The following is a 23,838-nucleotide window of genomic DNA, read 5'->3' on the forward strand; positions in this document are numbered from 1 at the left end:
GCGGCCGGGAGCGGTGTCACTCCTTGGTGGCGCCGGCGAGCATCCCGCTGACAAGGAAGCGCTGGGCGAACAGAAAGATGATCAGGACCGGTGAGATGGCCACCAGGGTCGCGAGGGCCAGTTCTGGGCGTTCGATAGCGAGGGAACCTGCGGTCGGGTTGAACTGCGGCACGTTGCTGAGCAGGCTGCCCACACCGACCTGGATCGGCATCTGGCTGCTGTCGGGGAGCATGACGTAGGGCAGGAAGTAGTTGGTCCAGTTGGCGACGAAGCTGAAGAAGCCCACCAGCGCGACGACCGGGGTCGCCAGCGGCAGCGCGATGTGCCGGAAGACGCCGAACTCGGAGCAGCCGTCCATCCGCGCGGCCGCCAGCAGGTCCCTGGGGATCGCGGTGGAGAAGTAGATGTACGTGAGGTACACCCCGAACGGGTAGAACGAGTACGGCAGGACGATCGACCACATGGTGCCGATCAGGTGCGCCGCGTTGACCTCGAGGAAGAGCGGGACCACCAGGGTGGCGCTGGGCATGAGCATCACGACCAGGGTCGAGATCAGCAGGGTGCGCCGGCCGGGGAACTCGGTCATCGCCAGGGCGTAGCCCGCCGGGATGGACACGCAGAGCGTGATGACCAGTGAGACCACCGCGTACAGGGCGGAGTTGCCCAGCCACTGCAGGATCGCGTCGTCCTGGAATCCGGTGAGTGCGTCCCAGTTGGCCTTGAGCGCGCCCAGGGAGCCGAAGGAGAGCGGGTTGTCGTTGACCAACTGCTGGTCGGTCTTGGTTGCCGCGAGGAGCAGCCACAGCACGGGCAGCGCGAAGAAGAGCACGAACAGCGCCAGTACGGAGCCGGCCGCCAGCCGGGACGGTGCCTGCCGCAGGAATCGCTGCCGCCGCGAGTTGCGGTGTGGGGCTCGGGTCATGACGCTTGCTTCCCGTTCGGTGCGTGGTGCGGCGGCGGCCGGACTCGCGGAGGTGTCAGTCGGCATCGAAGAATCCTGACCGTGCGACGAAGATGCCGGCCGCCGCCACACTGACGACCAGGAGTTCCACCGACACCGCTGCGGCGCCGTTGATGTTGTTCATCTGGAAGGCGAAGTCGTAGGTCAGCTGGTTGAGCGAGTAGTCGGTCCCCGCCACGCCCACGCTCGCCAGGGAGAGCAGCTGCGGCTCGACGAAGAGCTGGGCGCCGCCCGCGAACGCGAGGATCACCATGTAGACGATCCACTTGCGGAGCATCGGGATCTGCACGTGCCAGGCGGTCTGCCAGGCGCTCGCGCCGTCGATCCGGGCGGCTTCCATGACGTCCGTGGGGATGTTGTTGAGCGCGCCGTACATGACCACGATCCAGCCGCCCGCGCCGGTCCAGAACGCGACCATCGCGAACAGCAGCGGCAGGTTGCCCGGCGCGATGACCTGGCCGAAGGTGTGGAACCCGAACGCGCCGAGCAGCGAACTGACCGGGCTCACGGTCGGGTCGAGCATGAACAGCCACACCAGCACACTCGCGGCTCCAGCGAGCGCCCCGGGGATGTAGTAGAGGAAGCGCAGCGCCTTGCTGATCCGGCCGGAGGCCAGGCGGTGCAGCACCAGCGCCAGACCCACCACGAAGACCACCAGCGACAGCAGCCAGAACACCAGGTAGATCGCGACGTGGCCGATGGCGTCCACGAAGCGGAAGTCCTGCGCCGTGGAGACGAAGTTGGAGAAGCCGGTGAAGCCGCCCCCGGCGTCGGTGACGGCGAAGTAGATCGCGTAACCCGTCGGCAGGACACCGAAGGCGATCAGCAGGAGCACGTAGCCGGCGACGAAAGCCATGCCGGCCCGGCTCTGCCCGCCGCCACTGCGGCGACGGCGGGCAGAGCCGACCGAGGAGGGGACGACGGTCACTGCGAGACCTTGTATCCGTTGGACTCGGCGTGCTTCACGATCGAGTCCTGCCAGGCGGGGAGCAGGGAGACGATGGTCTGGCCCTGGGTCAGGCCGGGCTTGACCGTGGCGGCCCAGATCGCCTCCTGGCTGAACTGGCCCGAACCCCACTCCGGCCACACCTGGGAGGACGCGGCCTTCAGCGGGCTGAGGTCGGTGGCGAAGTAGCCGGAGGCGTCCTGGGCCTTCAGCCAGTTGTCGGCGGCCGGGGCGTAGGCCGGGAACCCGGGGGCCTTCTCGCCCTGGTAGGCGTTGTCGGTGGTGACCCACGTCAGAAAGTCGGTGGCCGCCTTCAGGTTGGCGGAGTGCTGGGACAGCAGCCAGGTGCCACCACCGACGTTGCCCGTGGCCGGCGAGCTGTCGCCCTGCCACTGCGGCATCGGGGCCACACCGATCGTCTTCTCCGGGGTCTTCAGGGTCCCCTTGAACACCGCACCGCCGTACCACGCCGGGCCGGGCATGAGCAGGACCTTGTCCTTCTCGTTCTTGGCGAAGTCGGTGCTGAAGACACCGCTGATGGACATCGACTTGTTCTTGACCAGCACGTCCAGCAGCTTGGCCATCTTGGTGCAACCGTCACCGGAGGTGTTCACCGAGACGGCCTTGGGACCGGTGATGTGGTTGGCCCCGCACTTGCTCGCCCACAGGTAGATCTCCGGGGTGAACGAGTCGCCCGCGTCACCCACCAGGTAGCCCGGGTGCTCGGCAGCCACCTTCTCCCCCAGCGCCTGGTACTCCTCCCAGGTCGTGGGGACCTGGTAGCCGAACTGCTTCATCAGCGGGGCGTTGTACCAGAGCACCGTCTGCGAGAGGTCGTTGCGCAGGCAGTAGACGCTGCCGTTGACCGTACAGACGTCGTTGGCGCCCTTCGCGAACTGCCCCAGGGTGTCCGCCGGGATCAGGCCCTTGTCGAGCGGCGCCGCGAAGCCCGCGTCGACCGCCCAGCTCGTCTCGTTGTTCTGCGAGCTGAAGACGACGTCCGGCCAGCCCTTGCCCGTCCGGTTGAACAACTGCACCTTCGTCTGCAGGTAGTTCGACCCGTTCGCGTCACCGTCGTAGGAGACGATGTCCAGCTTCACCTCCGGGTGCAGCTGCTGGTACAGCTTCGCCGCATCCATCCGGGTGGCGTCCACCCAGACGGTCAGGGTGCTGCCGTCCTTCTGGGGCACCTGAGCGAAGCCGTCCTTGGTGGTCTTCTGCGAGGAGGAGCCACCGCAGGCGGCCACGGTCAGCGCCATGGCGGCCGCGCAGGCGGCCATAAGGGCCGTTCTTCTGGCAGGCACCGAGGGCTTGTTGACGAACATGAGCGACTCCACTGGGTTTGCAAGCGCCCGAACGGATCGGGGGGTGGGGGAGGATGACGACGCCGGGCCGTCCCGGTCGGGCGTCGGGTACCGAGGGCGGCCGCTGCGGGCCACCGTTGGAGAAGGGGTTGTCACCGAGCCACCAGTGAGGCCCCCGAGCTGGGCTCCCACGATGCGTTCGACGATCGGAGGGCCTACCCTGGCCGACCAAGCAGGACTTGGTTGGTCGGGAAATTCTTAAGTCGTCATACGAATGCTGTCAAGACGTACGGGGCGGTAGACTCGGCGATCGTCCACATCGGTGAGGGGGGAACCAGATGGCCAAGAGCGGTCGCAGCGGCGCCGAGGAACCGGCGGTCCTGAAGCCCTGGCCGAGGCGTCCGGCTCGACTGGCCCATGCGGTGGTGGAGTCCCTCACCGACACCATCGTCTCGGGTGCGATCCCACCGGGCTCCGCCTTGCCTGTCGAACCCGAACTGTGCGAGACGTTTGGTGTCAGCCGCATCACGATCCGCGAGGCGGTCAAGTCGCTGGAGGCCAAGGGGCTGGTTCGGGCCCGGCAGGGTTCCGGCACGACGGTCACCCAGTCCGAGGAGTGGAACCTTCTGGACCCGGTCGTGCTGGCGGCCACCGTCCAGCACGACGACGAGCTCGTCGTGCTGGACCAGCTCATCGGCGTGCGTTCGGCCCTCGAGGCGCAGATGGCGGCCCAGGCCGCCGAGCTCGCCACCGATGACGATCTCCGGGACGTGGAGCGGCTGCTCGCCCGCCTCGACGAGGAGACCGCCACCCCCGAGCGGTTCAACGAGACCGATGTGCTCTTCCACGACCGGATCATGCAGGCCTCCCGGAACAGGCTGGGTCGTTCCATCATCCGGATCGTCCACACCCAGGCCCGCAGCACGTTCCTGTACACCGGCACTCCCGACGGCCACGCGTGCGAACAGGCCAACGCCGAGCACCGCCGGATCACCGAGCGGCTCCTGTCCCGCGACCCCCAGGGCGCGGCGCAGGCCATGACGGACCACATCGAAGCGGCCTGGGGCCGCCGCCGTCACCCGCGCCCCGATCCCACCGTCTGAGCGCATCGCGCCCTCGGGTGCACCGGAACCGCCCCCGAGCCGTCAGGCCGGGGGCGGATTTCTTCGGCGGATCAGTTCTGCAGCACGTCTTGACGGCATAGGTATGACGACTTACGTTACATCGCCGTATCACCTCCGCAATCACCGCAGGGCGGCGGTACTCCCGTGAGTGACTGGGAGGACGCTCCGCTCCTGCCCTCTCGCATGATCGGAAGGTGTCAGATGCGCCCAACTCGCTTCCGCCCCGCGGTGCGTGACCGGATCAGACCAGGTCTGGCCGCACTTGCGCTCCTCACCGCCGCTGCCGGGGCTGTCGTCGTACCGGCCGTGCCCGCGTCCGCGGCCACCACCGCGACGCTCCATGTGTCCCCCAGCGGCACCGGTACCGCCTGCTCGACCAGCCAGCCGTGCTCGCTCACCCAGGCCAGGACCAACGTCCGGGCCATGAACGGCTCCATGACCGGGGACATCGTCGTGGAGGTCGCCGACGGCACGTACCGGCTGACGGCTCCGCTCACCTTCAGCGCGGCGGACTCGGGCACCGGCGGTTTCTCGGTGATCTGGAAGGCGGCGTTGGGCGCCCGACCGGTCATCACGGGTGCGCAGCGGGCCACGGGTTGGACCCTGCACGACTCGGCGAAGAACATCTGGCAGGCGAGCGTCGGGACCGGGTTCGACACCCGGCAGCTGTACGTCGACGGCGTCCTGGCGACCAGGGCCCGCTCCTCGGTCAACCGTGCCGACCTGACCGCGACCACCAGCGGCTACACGTTCACCAACACCGCGCTGAACTACCTCAACAGCCTTGCGAACCCCGGCCGGGCCGAGATCCACGGCGTCGGGTCGTTCACCGACCGCTACGCCCCGGTGTCCGGTATCAGCAACGGCACCATCACCATGGCGCAGCCGTCCTGGGACGACAACACCTTCGGCTACGACACCCTGACCAAACCGTTCCGGTCGGGGCCGCTCTACATCGAGAACGCCTACGAGTTCCTCGACACCGCCGGCGAGTGGTACCTCGACACCACCACCGGCACCCTGTACTACAAGCCGCTCCCGGGACAGAACATGAGCACGGCGGACGTCGAGGTGCCCAAGCTGCAGTCGCTGATCGACGTCGGCGGAAGCTACTCCTCCCCCGCCACCCACCTCACCTTCGCCGGGCTGCAGTTCTCGGGCACCAGCTGGCTGGGCCCCAGCACCACCGGCTACGCCAGCCAGCAGACCGGCGCCTACCTCACCGGCACCTGGGCCCGTCCCGCCGACGCGCTGACCTCCTGCCAGGGCGGCTGCCCGCTGTTCGAGGCGACGCGTCCGCACTGGAACCAGATGCCGGCCGCCGTCCAGGTCTCGGCCGCCGACCACATCACCTTCACCGGCGACCGGTTCACCCAGCTCGGGCAGGTGGGCCTCGGCATCGGCCAGGACGCCAACGCCCACACCACCGGCGTCGGCCTCGGTGCCGACACCATCACCGCGACCGGCAACGTCTTCACCCAGGACGCCGGCGGCGGCATCGTCGTCGGCGGGGTCCAGGCGGACGCCCACCACCCCGCCGACAGCCGGATGACCAACCAGAACATCACCCTGAACGACAACCTCATCCACGACGTGGCGATCGACTACCGCGACATGTCGGCCATCCTGGCTACCTACGTCACCGGCGCCACGGTGTCGCACAACGAGGTGTACAACCTGCCCTACTCAGGGCTGACCATCGGTTACGGTTGGGGCGTCAACGACCCGGGCGGCAGCCAGGACTACGTGAACCGCGGTCTGTACAACTACCAGCCCGTCTACACGACCCCCACCACCGCCGCGAACAACCACATCACCGACAACTACATTCACGACATCATGCAGCAGATGAACGACGGCGGCTGCCTGTACACCCTGTCGGCGTCGCCCGGCAGCACCCTCGAACGCAACTACTGCCACACCAACAACAACTACTACGGCTTCTACCACGACGAGGGATCCAGGAACTTCACGGACACCAACAACGTGTTCCGCGACGTCGGCCGGTGGTCCCACCAGAACGGCACCTCCACCAACAACACCGGCGCCCTCACCCTCCAGGACAACTGGTCGACCACACCCTCGACCGACGTCTTCAACGGCGGCCGCGGTGACGTGGTGAGCGGCACTGTGGTCGTCTCCGACGGCAACTGGCCCTCCGGCGCCCGCACGGTCATGGACAACGCGGGCATCCAGCCCCTCTACCGGCCCCTGACCACGGACCCCGTCACGGCCCCCTACCGCGGCTACTCCTCCACTCCCGCCCTGACAGGCCAGAGCGGCAGTCGCTTCACCGTCACCGACGCCGGAGCCGACATCTGGGGCGCCGGCGGACAGCACGACGACGCCTACGGCACCGCCTACCTGGCGAACTCCGCCGTTGACGGCACCTCGGTGACCGCGCGGGTCGACAACATCGACAACACCAACGCCTGGGCCAAGGCCGGTGTCGTGCTGCGCAACAGCCTCACCGGCAGCAGCTCCTCACCCGGCTACGCGGTCGCCGTGGCGACCCCGGGCAACGGCGTGTGCTTCCAGTGGGACTCCACCGCGGACGGCTACCTGGACCAGATGTCGTGCACGTCCTCGACGGTCACGGCGCCCGTGTGGGTACGGCTCACCCGCACCACCACCCAGGTGTCCGCCTCCTACTCCACCGACGGAGCCGGCTTCACCCAGATCGGCTCGGCGGTCACCCTGCCGTCCATGGCCGCCACCCAGGACGCCGGTGTCATCCACACCGCCCACAGCACCACCGCCGGCAGCGCGACCTTCAGCAACCTGCGGATCGTCACCTCCCCCTTCAAGGCCTACGCCTCCGTCCCCGCCGCGGTGGTCCAGAACCAGGGAGTGACCTCCCTGACCAACGCCGGCATCGACACCTGGGCCACGGGCACGCAACACGACGACGAGTACTCCGCCGCCTACCAGCCGGGAGCTGCGGGAACCTCGTCGACCGTCACCGTCCACGTCGACAGCCAGGACAACACCAACGCCTGGGGCAAGGCCGGCCTGATGCTGCGCAACGACATCACCGGCGCCGGCTCCGCCACCGGATACCTCGTCCTCGTCGCCACGCCCGGGCAGGGCGTCACGATGTCGTGGGACTCCAACGGCGACGGATACCTCGACTCCAACGCCACCCGGACCGGCAGCACCGCCATCTCCCCGGTCTGGCTTCGGCTGGTCAGGAGCGGCACATCGGTCACCGGCTCCTACTCGCCGGACGGGACCACCTGGACCACGGTCGGCACGGCGACGCTGACCGGCGCCAACAGCATCGAGGACGCGGGCGTGTTCTTCACCGCTCACGCCGGAGCGCCCGGCACCGCGAAGTTCAGCCAGTTCTCCGTGAGCTGACGAAGTAGTTCCGACCACGGTCTCCGGGTGATGTGTGGCTTCCGCACAGCCATCCGGAGATCCGTGATGTCCGTGCCGAACCTCGCGCGGCGCAACCTCCACGCCCGCGGCAACGGTGGCGCCCTGCCCATCTGTGAGCGCGGACCTGCCCGCCGCCGACTGAACGGCGTGGCAGTGTTCGGCGTGCCGATCTCCGCGGCTCATCAGGCGATCACAACTCGAAGTTCACTGCGAACTTCGACGGTGACGTCACGGCTGCGGGATCGGTCGGCGGCTCGCCCACGCCCGCGCGATGTGCTCGCGCATCGCGCGGGCCGCTCCCGCGGCGTCTCGATTTCGGAGCAGTTCGAGTATTGCCACGTGCTCGCCCAGTGACACGGTCAAGCCCTCGCGGGTCGAGTGACCAAAGTAGAGGCGTGACTGGCGGGCCTTGCCGTGAACGCTGCGCATGATCGCTTGACCCAGGAGGTTCCCGGAAGCGCCCATGATGATCTCGTGGAAGGCGGTGTCCCCCTCCTCGTAGCGCACCGGGTCGTCCAGTGCCTCCCGCAGCGCAGTGATCTGCTCCTCGAGTCCGGCGAGTTCGAGGTCGGTGATCCGGTCGGCCGCTTCGGCGGCCATCTCAGCCTCCAGGGCGATCCGCACGGTGACCAGCTGGTCGAGGATCGTCAGCGTCCGGTCGTGGCGGAGCTGGGCCTCCAGGACGACCGGGTCCAGAAGATTCCACTCCCGCGGCTCGTGCACCCAGGTACCGCGCCCTTGCGCCGCCCTGACCAGTCCCTTTTCTTCGAGCACCTTCACGGACTCGCGTACGACGGTCCGACTGACGCCGAACTCCTCGCACAGCACCGGCTCGATGGGCAGCGCGGAAGCCGGCGGGTAAGCCCCGCCCACGATCCGGTCGACGAGATAGGTCACCACGGTGTCGCTGAGCCGGCCGGCCTGGCGTCGGGGAACGGCTCCCAGCGACCCCTCCGACGGCGCAGGGGCCAGTCGTTGACGACCGGCCGGGGTACGGGGCACGGGCGCTCCTTGTGGTCGGTGAACAATTCAGCATACACCTTGCGAATTACGTCATTCGTATGATGAAGTAAAATTCCGGTGAAACACGGCCGCATGCCCGCCGGGTACGACCGGATGGGACCGGGCACGGTGCGCATCACCGAAGGAGCCCACGTTTACTCCGCAGAACGACCCCGTCACGCGGCCCCCGGCTGCGGATACGCGCCGTGGCTGCGGCGACAGCGCTCCTCGGAGCCCTGCTCTCAGCTGTCGCGTCCACCGGAACGGCGCAGGCGGCGACCGTGGCGATGCTCTACGCGTCCCCCACGGGTATCGGCACCTCCGGTACGCCCAGTTCCTGTGCCAAAATCTGGCCGACTCGACCGGCGTCTCGATCTACCGCAGCAACTGCCCGTAAGTGCGCGGGGCGGGAACCCGCTGCCCACGGCGAGCAGCAGCTTGGCGACGTCGCCGCTGCCCAGCCGGCGAAGATCGCGAACGGCACCAGCGGACGGGTGCTCGACAGCGGCGCCAACAGCATGGTCGTGGTGGAGGAGAAGAAGTGAAGTCCCCCTCCGGTGACTGAAGTCGTTGATGTCGAGAGCCTTTCTGCTGTTCCAGCCCAGGCTCTTGTAGAGCTGCCCGCTGGCCGGGGCGGTGCCAATTCCGGCCAGTGAGACGGCTCCGTTCCATCCCCGGCGTGGCGCAGGACCGCCAGGCGACGCTGGGCCTGGCGGTCCTGCCGTGGTCCGCTGAGGGGGCCTGTCGGATCGGTGACGGGCCCCCTTCCGTGTGGTCAGCTGATGGAGAACCGGCTGAAGCTCGCGGTGCCGGGTGTCGGGCTGTGGGCCGTGAGGAAGGTGCCCGCGTCCTCGCTGCCGTTCGCTCCGGTCAGCGTGGCGGTGCCGACGGTGGTCCAGGTGGTGGCGTCGGTGGAGTAGGAGCCGGTGACCGAACTGCCGTTCCTGACGAGCCGGAGCCAGAGTGGGGCGGAGTTGCCGGTCCTGGTGGTGATCTTGTCGACGTAGCCGTCGCCGTCGGAGTCCCACTCCAGGCTGACGCCGTTGCCGGGAGTGACGGCGATGGAGGCGTATCCGGTGGACGAGCCGGCTGCGGCGATGCTGTTGCGCAGCATCAGGCCGGCCTTGCCCCAGGCGTTGGTGTTGTCCTGGCTGTCGACGTGGACGGTGACGGTCGACGAGGTTCCCGCAGCTCCCGGCTGGTAGGCGGCGGAGTACTCGTCGTCGTACTGCACGCCCGTGGCCCAGGTGTCGATGCCGGCGTTGGTCAGGGAGATCACCCCCTGGTGTTGGTCCACCGCGGCGGGGACGGAGGCGTAGGCCTTGAAGGGCGAGGTGAGGATCTGCAGGTTGCTGAAGGTCGCGCTGCCGGCGGTGGTGCTGTGGGCGGTGTGGATGACACCGGCGTCTTGGGTGGCGGCCATGGACGGCAGGGTGACTGCGGAGCCGATCTGGGTGAAGGTGGATCCGTCGGTGGAGTAGGAGGCGGACACCTGGGAGGCGGTGCGGGTGAGCCGTACCCAGACCGGTGCCTTGACCGAGGTGGCCGCGGAGGTCAACTGGTCGAGGTAGCCGTCGCCGTTGGAGTCCCACTGGAAGCTGACGCCGTTGCCCGGGGTCACCACGACGGTGGCGTAGCCGGGCGAGGAGCTGCTGCCGGTGAGGCTGTTGCGCAGCACGACACCGGCCTTGGCCCAGGCGTTGGTGTTGTCGATGTTGTCGACCCGGGCGGTGACCGAGGTGCCGTCGACGGCGGCGCCGGCCTGGTAGACGGTGCCGTAGGTGTCGTCGTGCTGCCCGCCGGCGCCCCAGATGTCCGTGCCCGCGTCGGTGACGGTGAAGTAGCCACCGGTCTGCCCGGTGGCGGCGGGGGTGGAGGAGTAGGCGCTGTAGGGGCTGGCGACGGCGCCGGTGGTCAGCGGCCGGTACTGCGGCTCGATGCCGGCGTTGTTCATGACCGTCGACGCGCCGGACGGCCAGTTGCCGCCGGTGACGACGACGTTGCCGCTGACGGTGTCACCGTGGCCGTCGGTGCTACTGATGTTGGCGACGTCGTTGGTCGACCAGTTGCCGGTGGCGGTCAGGGCCCCGGTGTTGTGGGTTGAGCTGATGTGCGCGAAGAGCCACTCGCCGGTGTTGCGCACGACGTTGTTGGTGTCGGTGAAGTTCCGGGAGCCCTCGTCGTGGTAGAGGCCGTAGTAGTTGTTGGTGTTGTGGCAGTAGTTCCCCGTGACCGTGCTGCCGGGCGAGGCCGACAGGGTGTACACGCAGCCGCCGTCGGCCATCTGCTGCATGATGTCGTGGATGTGGTTGCCTGTGACGGCGTTGTTCTGGGCCGTGGTGGGCGTCGAGTAGACGGGCTGGTAGTCGTACAGGCCGCGGTTCGCGTAGTCCGGGCTGCCGCCCGGGTCGTTGACGCCCCAGCCGTAGCCGATGGCGAGGCCGGAGTACGGCAGGTTGTACACCTCGTTGTGCGAGACGCTCGCGCCGTTGACGTAGGTGACCAGGAGGCCCGTCATGTCGCGGTAGTCGATCGCCACGTCGTGGATGACGTTGTCGTTCAGGGTGATGTTCTTGTTGGTCATCCGGCTGTCACTGGGGTGGTGCGCGTCCGCTTGGAGCCCGCCCACGACGATGCCGCCGCCCGCGTCCTGGGTGAAGACGTTCCCGGTCGCGGTGATGGTGTCGGCACCGAGTCCGACACCGGTGGCGTGTGCGTTGGCGTCCTCGCCGATGCCGAGGGCGAGCTGCCCGAGGTCGGTGAACCGGTTGCCGGTGAAGGTGATGTGGTCGGCGGCCGAGACCTGGACGGCGGCCGGCATCTGGTTCCAGTGCGGGCGGGTCGCCTCGAACAACTTGCAGCCGTTGCCATTGCAGGAGGTGAGCCAGTCCGACGGGACGGTCCAGGTGCCGGCCAGGTAGGTCCCGGTCTGCTGGGCGGCGTAGCCGTTGCTGCCGCTCGGCCCCGTCCAGCTGGTGCCCGAGAACTGCAGCCCGGCGAAAGTGAGGTGGGTGGCGGGGGAGGAGTAGCTTCCGCCGACGTCGATCAGCGACTGCAGCTTGGGCACCTCGACGTCCGCGGTGCTCATGTCCTGCCCCGGGAGCGGCTTGTAGTACAGGGTGCCGGTGTTGGTGTCGAGGTACCACTCGCCGGCGGTGTCGAGGAACTCGTAGGCGTTCTCGATGTAGAGCGGGCCGACCCGGAGCGGGTGGGACAGGGTGTCCCAGCCGAACGTGTTGTTGGTCCATGAGGGCTCGGTCATGGTGATGGTGCCGTTGCTGATGCCGGATACCGGGGCGTAGCGGTCGGTCCAGGACCCTATGCCGTGGATCTCGGTCCGGCCGGGGTTCGCAAGGCTGTTGAGGTAGCTCAGCGAGCTGTTGGTGAACGTGTAGCCGCTCGTGGTCACGGTCAGGTCCGAGCGGTTGACCGTGGAGCGGGCCCGCTGCGCCAGGACGCCGTCGACGTACAGCTGCCGGGTGTCGAACCCGGTCCCGACGCTGGCCTGCCAGATGTTCTTCGCCGAGTCGTGCAGGGTCCAGCCGGTGGCCTTCTGCGCGCCGGTGATGACGGGGTGCGCGCCCAGCGCGGCTTGCCAGTTCACCGTGTGGCCGCCGGTGCCGGAGTCGGCGGCAGTGAAGGTGAGCGGAGCCGTCAGCCGGTAGGTGCCGTCGGCGAGCACGACGGTGATGTCGCCCGTCATGGAGCCGTTGACGGCCTGCACATTCGTTTTGGCCTGGGTGAGGGAGCACGGCTGGCTCGCGGAGCAGGTCGTGCCCGTGCCGTTCGGCGCGGCGTAGAACGTCGTGGTGGCTGCGAACGCGGGGCCGGCCTGGACGAGGACTGCGGCGGCCGAAGCGGTGAGGAGGGCGGCTGTGGCCAGCCACGATCTGAGTCGGTCGGAGACGGGGTGGCTGCGGGGTGGTCGCACGTGACACCTGCCGGGGGATTGGTTCGGAAGGCCTCGCGATGTCGCCGGAGTGGCGGGCCGGGCAGCGCGGGCACGAGGGGAAACAGCGATGCAACATTAGACGTCATATGAATTTCGTCAAGAGGTTCGCTGTGACGACTCAGCCGTTGCGCCCCCCGACATACGCGAACGCTCCTTTGATCACCGGCAGAGTCCCGTCTTGCGTGTGGGGCAGCCTTGGGTGCGACCGGTCCAGGCCCCCGCTCTCGCAGTGCCGTACTGGATCCGACAGGCCGAGGCTGACGCCGGAGAGCGCGACGACCGGCTGACCAGCGACAACCTCGAAGACCTCATGCAACTCCGCAGGGAGAGTGCGGAGTTGTGGCGAGTGTTCAGCAGAATTCGCTGCTCACACAGTCGCTGGTCCAAGTCGGTACGGCCCGCGATCGACATCAGGGGATTGGCCATTGACATCGACACGTCGCCGTACCTACTTTCTGACGAACCGGTTCGACAGTGAACCGCCGGAGATTCACACGCAACCTGAGTCCATCCCCGCAGACCTGTGTCCATCCCCAGCAGCTCTGCCGCCGCACTCGGATCCGAGACGGCCTGACGAACAACGTGCCCCCCTTCCCGCACACCGCCGACGCGCCGTGCGGCGACCCGGCACGCCCTGAAGCAACGACCGTGCCGAACCCATCCCCGTGTTCCGTCACTCTGAAGGCTGAAGGAAGCGACATGGCACAAGCCACGATCAAGAGATGGCTGGCGATCAGCGCGACCGCCGCCCTGGCCCTGCTGGCCGTCCCACCCGCCGCCAACGCCACGACCGAGACGCTCACCGTGGACCTGTCCACCACAGCCGGACCGATGACCGGCGTCGGCGAAGGGTTCCTGTACGGCCTCAGCCAGGACGGCAGCTCCCCCGGCAACAACTACCTGCAGCCGCTGAACCCCACCCTGATGCGCGGCGGCGGTGCGCGCATCGCCGGTGACGGCTGGATCGGCGACGGCTACCAGCCCGGGCCGGGTTATCAGGCGCGCATCAACGCGAGCATCGCCCAGGCCAAGCGCGTGACCCAGGCCCCCTACCACGCCGAGTACGTCCTGATGCTCAGCGACCTGTGGGGCGCCGACCTCACGCAGAACTCTCACGCGGTCTACCCGTGCAACAACGGCGACTGCTCGAACTGGATCACCTTCATCGACGACACCGTCGCCGCCATGCAGAACGCCGGGGTCACCGTCACCTACGAGCCCTACAACGAGCCCAACGGGGCCTCCGCGTTCTTCCCGCCGAGCATCGGCACGCAGTACTGGCAGATGTGGAACAGCGCCGTCAAGGAGATCCGGCGTGTGGCCCCCGGCGCGAACATCGACGGCCCGGCCTACGCCGGCGCCCCGGGGCCCGACTTCCAGACGTGGATCAAGACCGCGCAGGTGGCCGGTACCCTGCCCAATGTCCTCAGTTACCACATTGGTAACGCCTCCCAGGACCCGGTCGCCATTGTCAGCGAGGTGAACGGCTGGCTGGCCGCCGACGGGATCAGCGCGATACCACAGTCCACCAACGAATTCATCGGCTACCCAGAGCAGAACTCCGCTTTCACGGCGTGGTCGTTGGACCGGCTTGCGCAGTCGGGGATGGCCAGTGCCGCGCGGACAGAGTGGGTGAACTGCTGTATGTCGGGCGACTTCGGGGGCATCCTCACCCGCACCGGCGGGAACCTCGTTCCGTCGGGCCAGTACTGGACCTTCCGGGCCTACGCCGACCTGACCGGGACCAGGGTGGCCACCACCGGCAACGGCACGACCGCCATCACCGCCGCTGTCGACGGCACGAAGAAGCAGGTCGCCGCGCTCATCGGCGACTCCAGCGGCTTCGTCGGACAGGCGAACGTGTCCATCAGCGGATTCAGCGCCTACCCGTGGCTGACCTCCGGCGGCACCACCCACGTCGAGGTCGACCGCATTTCCGACGTCGCCTCGTTGAACAGCCCACAAACCGTCTACAGCGGCAATGTCACCGTCTCCAACAACGCCGTCACCGTGCCGGTCGCGTTGGGCGACAGCCACGGCGCCTACGTCATGTTCCTGACGCCGCCCGACAACGTCACCACCGACACCACCACCGATGACACCGCCACCTCCGGCACCGACCACTTCGGCTACAGCGCGAACTGGGGCACCGCCACCGGCGTCTCGGACCTGCATCAGGGCACCGCACACTGGAGCAACACCACCGGCGGCACCGCCACCTACACCTTCACCGGCAGCGGCGCGACCATCTGGGGTGTCAAGGACCACGACCAGGGCATCGCCGCCTTTTCCCTCGACGGAGGCCCGGTCACCTACGCCGACGACTACGCCACCACCCGCACCGCCCAAGCACCCCTGTTCTCCACCACAGGCCTGACGTCGGGAACGCACACCATCACGATCGCCAACACCGGAACGAAGAACTCCTCCAGCGCCAACGACACCGTCGCCATCGACTACGCCACCGTCACACCGAACATCACCACCATCGACGACGCGACGACCTCCGGCACCAACGCGTTCGCCTACGGCAGCAACTGGAGCCCCGGCGGCGCCGGCGACCTCTACGAGAAAACCACCCACTGGACCGCCACCGCCGGAGCCACCGCGACGCTGAACTTCACCGGCACCGGAGCCGTCATCTACGGCGTCAAGGACGTCGACCAGGGCATCGCCACCTACTCCGTCGACGGCGGCACCGCCCACAACGTCGATGATTACAGCGCCACTCGTGTGCCGATAGCCAGCCTGTTCACAATCTCCGGCCTGACCCTGGGAACACACACCATCACCATCACCGCCACCGGCACCAAGAACGGCGCGAGCTCCAAGGTCAATATCGCCGTGGACTCCGCCACCACCTTCTAGGCAGCTCCCACAGGCCCAGACGCACAACGCCACAACACGCTGCCCCTCGGCCCCGGACGAGACCACTCGTCCGGGGCCTTCGTCTTTCCCGACCCGGGCGGGCCCGACCGCGAGGACGCCCGGCATGACCGCAGCGATACCCGAAAAGCCGCCGTCCCCCACGTCCACGAGGACTGGAGACGCACCAAGGAACCCTTCCACGCTTCCCGAAAGGCCTGGCTCCACCGGGAAGGTGATCATCGCAGCCGCCGCCATCACGGGGCCGGCGCGCGATTTGCGACCAGGGCGGACAGCACCCGCTCAGTCGTGGTCATGTCCCGGCGCTGGCCCCGCTTCGGCTGCCCGACCCGGCCGACGACAAGCCTTCGACCGCGGCGTGGCACACAGCCCGGAACAGCTGCTCGGCAGCGGGCAGCTTCGGGCGACTGAGGAGCGAGGGAGGTGCAGCTCGCGGAAGCCTGGTGCACCGAGGGCTGCTGCGGCGCGCTCTACGTCACCATCGTCCGCGACCATGACACCGTGCTGTGGCACAACTGGCGCCGACCACCGGCCCCGAAGTCCGAACCACCGCTGCCTGAACTGCTCGACCTCCGCTTCAACGCCGCCCACTACGAGGCGGAGATCACCCGCGCCGAGAACGACCACAGCTGGGAATGGCCGGCCCGCACGCTCGCCCGACTGATCAGCGAACAACTGCGCGAGCAACCTGGACCTGTTGGCCCAGTGGAGCTGCCAACAGGGCTGGATCGGCACGCACTACGCGCAACGCAACCAGGTCGAACTGGGCTTCATCTATCCGGAGCGACCAAGCTTCGGCTCCGGCAGCAGCCCCTGGGTGCAGTTCATCTGGAGCATCCCGGACAACGGGACCCCACCGGAGGAACAAGCGAACGCGGTCCTCAGACAGCTCGCTGCGGCACGCCCCACCACCTACGCGTGCCTCGCCGGCGGCAGCCGCGAGGCCGCAGAGGCTCTCGGCTTCACCTGGCCACCCGGACCCGAGTGAACCCAACCTCCCGCCACCGTCGGCTCCCAGCCCAGCATGCGGAGCTGGGGCCGACGGTGGGCGTGGAATGTCTCGTGGCGCACTGCTACGGCCCGAACATCTCCCGGTCGAGTACCCGTTCGGCATAGTTGATCGTGCACTCTTGATCGTGCCACCACAGGCACCTGACGCCACGCCAGGAGCACTGCCCCTCAACGAAGGCAGCACGACTGCCTCATCGTTGCCCAGCCTGCCCCTTGGGGCTACTGGAACCTGCGGGCGCGCACTTGATCGATGGCAGATGCGTCAAGTGCGAACCCTCTTGCCAGAATCGCCGATCACGGCAAGCAACCATCCAACCCGTTGCAGTGATCGGCAAATCTGACATACAGGAGATAGTGCGCAGATAATCACCGAATCACGGTGCCAAGCAGTCCCCAGCCCGCAGCCGAACCATGGAGACCGTGAGACAAATGTGAGAGGCAGGCCCCGGAGCACGCCGAAGGCCGCTTCCTCGCGAACGAGAAAACGGCCTCTGACCTGCGACAATGGAGCGAACTCCAGTCGGGACGACAGGATTTGAACCTGCGACCCCTTGACCCCCAGTCAAGGGGTTCAACTATTGTCGGCAGCCGAGACCTTGAGGTCTCGGCTTGGGTCCGCTGGTGACGTTCGACCTGTCGAAATTCAAGCTGATGGACAGCATGGACGTGGTCGCCGGCCTCGACAGCCGCCCGGTTCTCATCGACCTCTCGCCCCTGGAGTTCGAGCACCTGGTCCGCCAGCTCTTCGAGGCCATCGGCATGGAAGGGTGGAACACCCAGCCGTCCAAGGACGAGGGGGTGGACGCCATCGTGATGAACACCGACCCGGCCATGAAGGGCCTGTGCGTCATCCAGGCCAAGCGCAGCCGCAACGTGGTGCCCTTCGAGACCGTCTCGGCCCTAGCCGGCGTTGTCGAACACAAGCGGGCGGCGAAGGGCATCCTGGTCACCACCTCCTGGTTCGGCCGGGCCAGCCAAGCGTTCGCCAATGACCACGGCCGACTCGAACTCCTCGACGGCGCCAACCTGGTCCACCTCTTCAAGGAGCACCTGAACCTCGACGTCATCCCCGGCCCGGTTCCCCCCAAGCGTCGCACCTAGCAACATCGTTGCAGCAGCTCGCCGGGGGCGGCTTGCGGCTGCCGTCGCCTTCCCGCGACTCGCGGGCGGCCGCGGCGGCAACGCCCTTGAAAGTGGCCACATCCAGCGTGGCGGCACGCGTCCGCTGCACAGCTCGGTTCACATGCGGCCTGGGACGGAACCGTGAGCCTAGGATGCCGACGCGGTCAGCTCCCGGTGCAGTCGATACCCAGGACGTCGTACAGGTGGTGGCCGGCGCTCCAACGGGCAAGGCGTTCGCGGTCGACCAGGTGGAGCCGGTGCTTCTGCGCGAAGTCGATGGCCGGTGCGGTGAAGCCGTTCAGTCGGACCATGACCGGGACGGCGGCCCTGTGCTCCGGCCGGGCAGTGCCGTTGAAGGTCTGCATCTCGCGGGAGCCGATCGGCTTCGCGTACCTCTTGCACTGCACCACGACCCGTCGCCCGAGCGTGTCGCGGGCCAGCACATCCGCCCCGAGGTCGCCGGCACCGCCTACGCGCACCGCGTCGGTGAACCCGTCCCGCTCGAGAAGCTCGCGGCACATGTCCTCGAACCGCTCAGGTGACGATCCGTCGAACGCCTCGAGGGTGTGACCGGCGGGCCGAAACGCGTACGACGCGGCCGGCTCGCGCTGCGGCGCAGGATGCAGCGGTCGGTTCGCCCACTGGGAGAGCCGTTCGGTGGCCGCGTCGGTGGCGGAGGTACTGGCGAGCGCGACACGACCAGTGATGCCGGTGCGAACCAGGGCCCACAGCGGGGAGAGGAAGCGGCGCAGCGGTCGGTCGAGGCCCGTGCGGACGAGGACCCAGCGCACGGCGACGATCAGCACAGCGGCGCTGGCCAAGACGACTGCGGCAGCAAGCGGGTTCGCCCAGGCCCAGACCGCCCCCCTGCCACACGGCTGCGGCCGCGGCGAGTACGGCGACGGGCAGTGCGACTCCGATCCGGTCGCTGTCCGCATCCGTGGTGCCGTCGCCCGGTGGCGGCATTGTGCTCTCCGGTTCCTGAGGGCTGCGTCCTGAACGCGGCTCCGCAGTCGTGTTGCTCTCGCTCGCGTCGCAGGGGGCGTCGTCTTCCTCGGCACTCCCCTGTGCTGCGGCCCTCAGGTCCCTCTGAGCGCGGCCTCGATGAGGTCGCGCGCGGCCTCGTCGTAGACCGCGGACAACTGGAGCCGGTCGAAGGCCTTGCGGAAGAGCGCGAGGCGGTCGGGATCGGTGATGGTCTCGCCGCCCCGGAAGCCCTCCACCTCCACCCTGCGGTCGTCGAAGATGGCGAACCCGTCACCCGGGTAGACCTGCAGCCGGGCCCTGGCCGGAATGATCCCGAGTCGGAGACCGGGCAGGGAGAGCGCCTCGGCCAGCCTGCGCAGCTGAGCGCGCATCACCTCGGGGCCGCCGATGTTCGTCAGCAGGGCCTGGTGCCCGAGCAGGACGTGGTAGGTGCGGCCCTCCTGCCCGATGAACTGAGCGCGGGCGGTCCGGGCCGCAACGCCGGCCTGGACGTCGTCAGGGATGTCGTGGAAGTCGACGACCAGGCGCAGCATGGCTTCGGCGTACTGGGGTGTCTGGAGATTGCCCCAGACGATGTCCGGCGAGTAGCCCGCGTAGTGCCGGGTCGCTCTGACAAGGTCCAGGAAGGACTGCTGTACGGGGCCGGTTCCCTGCTGGAGCAGGCCGTCCCAGTTGCTTTCGGCCTCGCCCGGTGCTGTCGCCATTGGCGAGATTCTTCCAGTAGCCGGCGCTGCCTGTCCCGGAGTTGGTCGCCCCCGCAACCGGTGCGGCCTCTTCGGAGTCGCCCACCGGCGTGACGCGCTGTCAGTGACACTTCATCCCAGTCGGAGCCACCCCTACAGATCGCGTCAGCTTGACGCGTACGGGTCGCGCAGCGGTCGCGGTTCGCGGACTCCGCGGGTGATCCCCTCGGGCAGGTCGGGGCCGGCGGTGTAGTAGCGGCCCTGAGCCTCGCCCTTGGCTGTGAGCCAGCCGGCGCGGACGAGTTCGCGGATGTCGCGCTGGGCCTGCTGCTCGCTCAACTCGGCGTCGGCCTGGTAGGTGGCGCGGCGGACCCGGTTGCCCATGGCGGCCGGATAGAGGGCGTAGAGCATGCGATCGGGCCAGCTGCGCTGCTCGACGGCTTCGTCGAGGGCGCTCCAGACCTCGCGGGTGGTGTTCACCTGACGCTCGACGGTCTGGGCCTGCTGGTGGTGCGCGCGCAGGCAGAACCGCACCCACGGCAGCGTGTCACGTTCCGGAGTCCAGACCGGGCCGCCGACCTCGGCCAGGACGTCGTAGTAGCGGTAGGTGTTGCGGGCCCGGCCCAGCCACTCCTCGATGCTGGAGAACTCCGGCGCCACGATGCCTTCACGGGCCAGCACCAAGGTGTGCAGAGCACGGGACATCCGGCCGTTCCCGTCCGACCATGGGTGGATCGCCACCAGGTTCAGGTGCGCCATCGAGGCCCGCACCAGGCCGGGCGCCTCCAGGTCGCCCGCGTTCAGCCACTCCACCAGCTCACCGGTCAGCCCCGGAACCTGCTCCACGTCCGGCGCTGTGTAGGCGGCGATCGTCGGATCCTCGGCGGAGGTCACGTACACCGGCCCCGAGCGCCACCAGCCGGGCCGCTTGAGCAGGTGGTGCCCCTGCATCATGAAGTGCAATGAGTTGAGCAGGCCCTTGCTGTAGGCGAAGTCGTCGCCGGCCTCGGCGAGGCGCTGGATGTACGTCATCGCCTGCCGGTAGCCCTCGATCTCGGACGTGACGGTCTCGGACGCTTCGATCGGCGCCTCGCCGACCATGATGTCCTCGACGTCCGACACGCTCGCCGCATAGCCCTCGATCGTGTTCGACCCGGCGATAGCCCGCGCCGTCAGATTCCGGCGCAGCTGTCCCTCCCACCGCCGAGGAGTACGCAGGTGCAGTCGCAGCCGCTCCCGCATCCCCTCGATCTCGGCGAGAACGGCCTGGTCGATGTCGTGCAGCGTCGGCACATCGTAAAGCATGATGCGATGACACCATGACGGTGTCATTCAGTCAAGCTGGGCGGCGTAATCCTGGGATATGGCTACTCATTCACCTCTACGGCGGTCCGCCTCGCTGGAATTCCTCGTGGAGCAGAACACAGCTGCTGGGTCGGCGGCAGCGCCGACCGTCCACAGCCTGAGTGGATCGCGCCCCGCCGCGGCCACGCACTCCCAACCGTCGGCCGCAGGAGTCGCAACTGCCCAGACACAGGCCTGGGCCGCGTTCCTCGCCGACGCCGTCCGCAACGGGCTAGACCCGACACTCGTAACCCAGTGGCTGACCATCGTGGCCGATGCGACCGGCAGCCCCGTGCTTCCATCCCTGGGATCGATGCCGCTGACCGAGTACGTCGAGCGGCGCCTGCCCGCCATCCTGACCGGGCTTGAGAGCACCACGTACGCCCCGTACCTGGCCGGCTGGCGACTGCGCCTGGAACCGGGCCTCGGCCACTTGCCCATCACCCTGATCACCGCAGGCGTTATCCTCGACGCCGTCTTCGGCTGGATCGCCGAGGGCTGCAGCCGATCCACCATCAAGAACACCCTCGCGATGCTCACCCGCATCCTCCAACAGGCCGTCGCCGACGGCCTCATAGACCGCCCCCCCGGCCCGCATCACCGGCTGGCAGCACGAATTCCAGCAAGCCGAAGACGAACTGCTGGACCCCCGTGCCCTGGCCCTGCGCGACTGGGACGCACTCGTCGAACTCGCCGATGCCCTCGTCGAAGCCTCCTACAACCACTACCGAGGCTGGGGCGACGTCGTCATCCACTGCGCCTGCACTGCCACCCGCATCGGCGAAGTCTCCGGAGTGCGGGCCCGCGACGTCAACGCTGCCAACTGGATCCTGACCTGCCGCCGGCAGACCACCCCAGCCCCGGGCGGCCTCGTCGACAAGCACACCAAAGGCGGCACGGCACGATTCATCCCCATCATCGAACCGCTACGCCCGCTGATCACCCGTCGGCTCCAGGCCGCCCGCGGCGACCCCGATGCCCGCCTCTACACCGGCCCCCGCGGCGGCCGCATCAGCACCGCCGTCCTGCGCGACGCCACCCACTGGAACGACGTCACCCGCACCCTCGGCTACGAGCACCTGCGGCGGCACGACCTGCGCCACACGGGCTTGACCTGGATGGCGGACGCAGGCTTCGCCCCGCACGTCCTCCAGGAGATCGCCGGCCACAAAGAATTCGCCACCACTCAGCGTTACCTCCACCCGGACCTGCGCGCCATCATCGGAGCGGGCGAGACCCTCACCCGCTACCTCCTCGAACAGCTCCGCGGCACGGGCCAGATCCCTAGGCGCTGGCAGCAGAGAGCAACCAGATTGCGATGGGAAAACCGGACCACCGTTGCCTTCTGGGACCAGAAACCATCTGACGATCCGCCAGCCCTTAGCTTTCTAGGGCAAGTTGCGCACTTGACCCCGGTGAAACCTGGTCAAGTGCGCTACGGGCCCCCCAAGTCTGCGATTCCATCGATACCCCCGCCGCCTGCCTTTAAATCGAAGGATAGCGGCGAGATAACTGCCCGAATCGGGGGTTGCACTTCATCAAGCGTGGGGCGAATGTCCCGTTATGCGATGTCCGAAAACTGCCAGAGGCGGCCTGCTCCTATGCGAGCAAACCGCCTCTGACCTGCGACTTTACAGTCGGGACGACAGGATTTGAACCTGCGACCCCTTGACCCCCAGTCAAGTGCGCTACCAAGCTGCGCCACGTCCCGTGGTCTCACTGCCCGCCCTGTCGGACCGGCCCTGCGACCTGTTGCCGATCTCTCGGCGACGTGGAAAACAATACAGCACGCCGGGGGGTGCTCGCTGCAAGGTATGCGGGCTGGTCAGGGGGTGGGGTGGCGGGAGTCGTAGCGGAGGAAGGCGGGGCGGCGGGCGGCGAGGAGGAGGATGCAGGCGACGCAGGCGAGGCCGCCGGTGATCACCGAGAGGGTGGGGTTGGTGAGGGCGGCCACGGTGCCGGACTCGAAGTCGCCGAGGCGGGGGCCGCCCGCGACCACCACGATGAAGATGCCCTGGAGGCGGCCGCGCATCTCGTCCGGGGCGGCGACCTGGAGCATGGTGTTGCGGAAGACCATGCTGACGGTGTCCGAGCAGCCGGCCACGGCGAGCAGGAGCAGGCCGAGCCAGAGGTGGCCGAGGGTGAGGCCGAAGGCGGCGATGGAGAGGCCCCAGGAGGCGACGGAGGCGAGGATCGCCAGGCCGTGGCGGTGGATCCGGCCGGCCCAGCCGGAGAAGAGGGCGCCGGCCAGCGCGCCGATGGCGGGGGCGGCGACCAGCAGGCCGACGGTGCCGGCGTGGCCGCCGTACTTGGTAGCCGCCAGGGCGGGGAAGAGCGAGCGGGGCAGGCCGAAGATCATCGCGGCCAGGTCGGCCAGGAAGCTGGTGCGCAGGTTGGGTTGCTCGCGCAGGAAGCGGAGCCCGTCGAGCACCGTGGCCCGGGTGCCGGGGGTGCCCAGCGGGCGCATCGAGGGCAGGCGCCACATCGCGTAGAGCACGGCGGCGAAGGCGGCGGTGTCGATCAGGTAGGCGGACTGCGCGCCGTAGGCGCCGATCAGCAGGCCGCCGAGCATCGGGCCGACGGTCATGCCGAGGTTGAGGCTCATGGTGTTGAGCGCGTTGGCGGCGGGCAGCTGATCGGGCGGGAGCAGGCGCGGGATCATCGAGGACCGGGCGGGGCTGGAGAGGGCGAAGAAGCCGCCCTGCAGCGCCACCGCGGCGTAGAGGATGCCGACCTGGTGCAGGCCGAGCAGGGCCTGGAGGGCCAGCAGCGCGGAGGCGGCGGCCAGGCCGGCCGAGCCGATCAGGCCCAGCCGGCGCCGGTCGACCCGGTCGGCGACGGCTCCGCCGTAGAGGCCGAAGCCGACCAGCGGGAAGAGCGAGAAGAGGCCGACCAGGCCGGTGGCGAAGGCGGACTTCGTCAGGGCGTAGACCTGGACGGCCACCGCGACGGCCGTCATCTGCTGGCCGATCGAGGAGACGGACTGGCCGAACCAGATCCGCCGGTAGTCGGCGCTGCTCCGCAGCGGGGTCAGGTCGGCGAGGACCCGGCGCCGCGGCGGATCAACGGGGGGCGGAGGTGCGGGGGCGGCGGTATTCGTTGGGTGATTGGTCGACACAGCGACCTATCGTCACC

Annotated in this window: 16 protein-coding genes and 1 tRNA gene; 7 read left to right on the forward strand and 10 right to left on the reverse strand. The window is 68.4% G+C overall.

Annotated features, from left to right (window positions below):
• Nucleotides 1–16 precede the first annotated feature (16 nt).
• The 3 genes from ACFYNO_RS22855 to ACFYNO_RS22865 are packed head-to-tail and all read right to left on the reverse strand — an operon-like array spanning nt 17 to nt 3,232.
• Nucleotides 17–922 carry a carbohydrate ABC transporter permease gene (locus ACFYNO_RS22855; protein ID WP_388015297.1) on the reverse strand — a complete coding sequence of 302 codons (906 nt, stop codon included), beginning with the start codon at nt 920–922 and terminating at the stop codon, nt 17–19.
• A 55-nt stretch (nt 923–977) separates the two neighbouring features.
• The gene (locus tag ACFYNO_RS22860) at nt 978–1,889 is read right to left on the reverse strand and encodes a carbohydrate ABC transporter permease (protein ID WP_388015300.1); all 912 of its coding nucleotides are present in this window, start codon (nt 1,887–1,889) and stop codon (nt 978–980) included.
• Nucleotides 1,886–3,232 carry an ABC transporter substrate-binding protein gene (locus ACFYNO_RS22865; RefSeq protein WP_388015303.1) on the reverse strand — a complete coding sequence of 449 codons (1,347 nt, stop codon included), beginning with the start codon at nt 3,230–3,232 and terminating at the stop codon, nt 1,886–1,888. Before ACFYNO_RS22865 ends, ACFYNO_RS22860 begins: the two co-directional genes overlap by 4 nt.
• 317 nt (nt 3,233–3,549) lie before the next feature.
• Here ACFYNO_RS22865 and ACFYNO_RS22870 point away from each other — a divergent pair, with 317 nt between their 5' ends.
• Both ACFYNO_RS22870 and ACFYNO_RS22875 read left to right on the forward strand, forming a co-directional pair.
• The gene (locus tag ACFYNO_RS22870) at nt 3,550–4,314 is read left to right on the forward strand and encodes a FadR/GntR family transcriptional regulator (RefSeq protein ID WP_388015306.1); all 765 of its coding nucleotides are present in this window, start codon (nt 3,550–3,552) and stop codon (nt 4,312–4,314) included.
• A 327-nt stretch (nt 4,315–4,641) separates the two neighbouring features.
• Nucleotides 4,642–7,695 (forward strand): DUF1349 domain-containing protein, encoded by a 3,054-nt coding sequence (locus ACFYNO_RS22875; RefSeq protein ID WP_388015309.1) that lies wholly within the window; start codon nt 4,642–4,644, stop codon nt 7,693–7,695.
• Nucleotides 7,696–7,944: 249 nt separating this feature from the next.
• On the opposite strand, the gene ACFYNO_RS22880 is transcribed toward ACFYNO_RS22875, so the two are convergent.
• Entirely contained in the window at nt 7,945–8,718 is a 774-nt protein-coding gene (locus tag ACFYNO_RS22880) for a FadR/GntR family transcriptional regulator (protein WP_388015312.1), read from the reverse strand.
• A gap of 281 nt (nt 8,719–8,999) precedes the next feature.
• Between ACFYNO_RS22880 and ACFYNO_RS22885 the strand changes: the two genes are divergently transcribed.
• Nucleotides 9,000–9,263: a hypothetical protein gene (locus tag ACFYNO_RS22885; RefSeq protein WP_388015315.1), complete on the forward strand. Its 264-nt coding sequence runs from the start codon at nt 9,000–9,002 to the stop codon at nt 9,261–9,263.
• 230 nt (nt 9,264–9,493) lie between these two features.
• Here ACFYNO_RS22885 and ACFYNO_RS22890 read toward each other — a convergent pair whose 3' ends face one another.
• Nucleotides 9,494–12,421: a right-handed parallel beta-helix repeat-containing protein gene (locus ACFYNO_RS22890; RefSeq protein WP_388015318.1), complete on the reverse strand. Its 2,928-nt coding sequence runs from the start codon at nt 12,419–12,421 to the stop codon at nt 9,494–9,496.
• Nucleotides 12,422–13,318: 897 nt separating this feature from the next.
• On the opposite strand from ACFYNO_RS22890, the gene ACFYNO_RS22895 reads away from it, so the two are divergent.
• The 3 genes from ACFYNO_RS22895 to ACFYNO_RS22905 all read left to right on the forward strand — a co-directional run bounded on the left by ACFYNO_RS22895 (nt 13,319) and on the right by ACFYNO_RS22905 (nt 17,668).
• Nucleotides 13,319–15,538: a hypothetical protein gene (locus ACFYNO_RS22895; RefSeq protein ID WP_388015321.1), complete on the forward strand. Its 2,220-nt coding sequence runs from the start codon at nt 13,319–13,321 to the stop codon at nt 15,536–15,538.
• Nucleotides 15,539–16,253: 715 nt separating this feature from the next.
• Nucleotides 16,254–16,544 (forward strand): hypothetical protein, encoded by a 291-nt coding sequence (locus ACFYNO_RS22900; RefSeq protein ID WP_388015324.1) that lies wholly within the window; start codon nt 16,254–16,256, stop codon nt 16,542–16,544.
• Between the two features lie 644 nt (nt 16,545–17,188).
• Nucleotides 17,189–17,668, forward strand: a complete 480-nt coding sequence (locus ACFYNO_RS22905; RefSeq protein WP_388015327.1) for a restriction endonuclease — start codon at nt 17,189–17,191, stop codon at nt 17,666–17,668.
• 185 nt (nt 17,669–17,853) lie between these two features.
• Here ACFYNO_RS22905 and ACFYNO_RS22910 read toward each other — a convergent pair whose 3' ends face one another.
• From ACFYNO_RS22910 to ACFYNO_RS22920, 3 genes are all read right to left on the reverse strand, one after another.
• Nucleotides 17,854–18,495: a restriction endonuclease gene (locus ACFYNO_RS22910; RefSeq protein WP_388015330.1), complete on the reverse strand. Its 642-nt coding sequence runs from the start codon at nt 18,493–18,495 to the stop codon at nt 17,854–17,856.
• A 273-nt stretch (nt 18,496–18,768) separates the two neighbouring features.
• Nucleotides 18,769–19,380, reverse strand: coding sequence for a DUF5753 domain-containing protein (locus ACFYNO_RS22915; protein ID WP_388015333.1), 612 nt, complete (start codon nt 19,378–19,380; stop codon nt 18,769–18,771).
• A gap of 144 nt (nt 19,381–19,524) precedes the next feature.
• Nucleotides 19,525–20,664: a Fic family protein gene (locus tag ACFYNO_RS22920; protein WP_388015336.1), complete on the reverse strand. Its 1,140-nt coding sequence runs from the start codon at nt 20,662–20,664 to the stop codon at nt 19,525–19,527.
• A gap of 833 nt (nt 20,665–21,497) precedes the next feature.
• On the opposite strand from ACFYNO_RS22920, the gene xerC reads away from it, so the two are divergent.
• Nucleotides 21,498–22,325, forward strand: coding sequence for a tyrosine recombinase XerC (gene xerC / locus ACFYNO_RS22925; protein WP_388015339.1), 828 nt, complete (start codon nt 21,498–21,500; stop codon nt 22,323–22,325).
• Between the two features lie 15 nt (nt 22,326–22,340).
• On the opposite strand, the gene ACFYNO_RS22930 is transcribed toward xerC, so the two are convergent.
• A tRNA-Pro gene (locus ACFYNO_RS22930) sits at nt 22,341–22,414 on the reverse strand.
• Nucleotides 22,415–22,528: 114 nt separating this feature from the next.
• Nucleotides 22,529–23,821, reverse strand: a complete 1,293-nt coding sequence (locus ACFYNO_RS22935; protein ID WP_388015342.1) for an MFS transporter — start codon at nt 23,819–23,821, stop codon at nt 22,529–22,531.
• Between the last annotated feature and the right edge of the window lie 17 nt (nt 23,822–23,838).

The sequence above is a fragment of the Kitasatospora sp. NPDC006697 genome (assembly GCF_042869935.1).
Lineage (GTDB): Bacteria > Actinomycetota > Actinomycetes > Streptomycetales > Streptomycetaceae > Kitasatospora.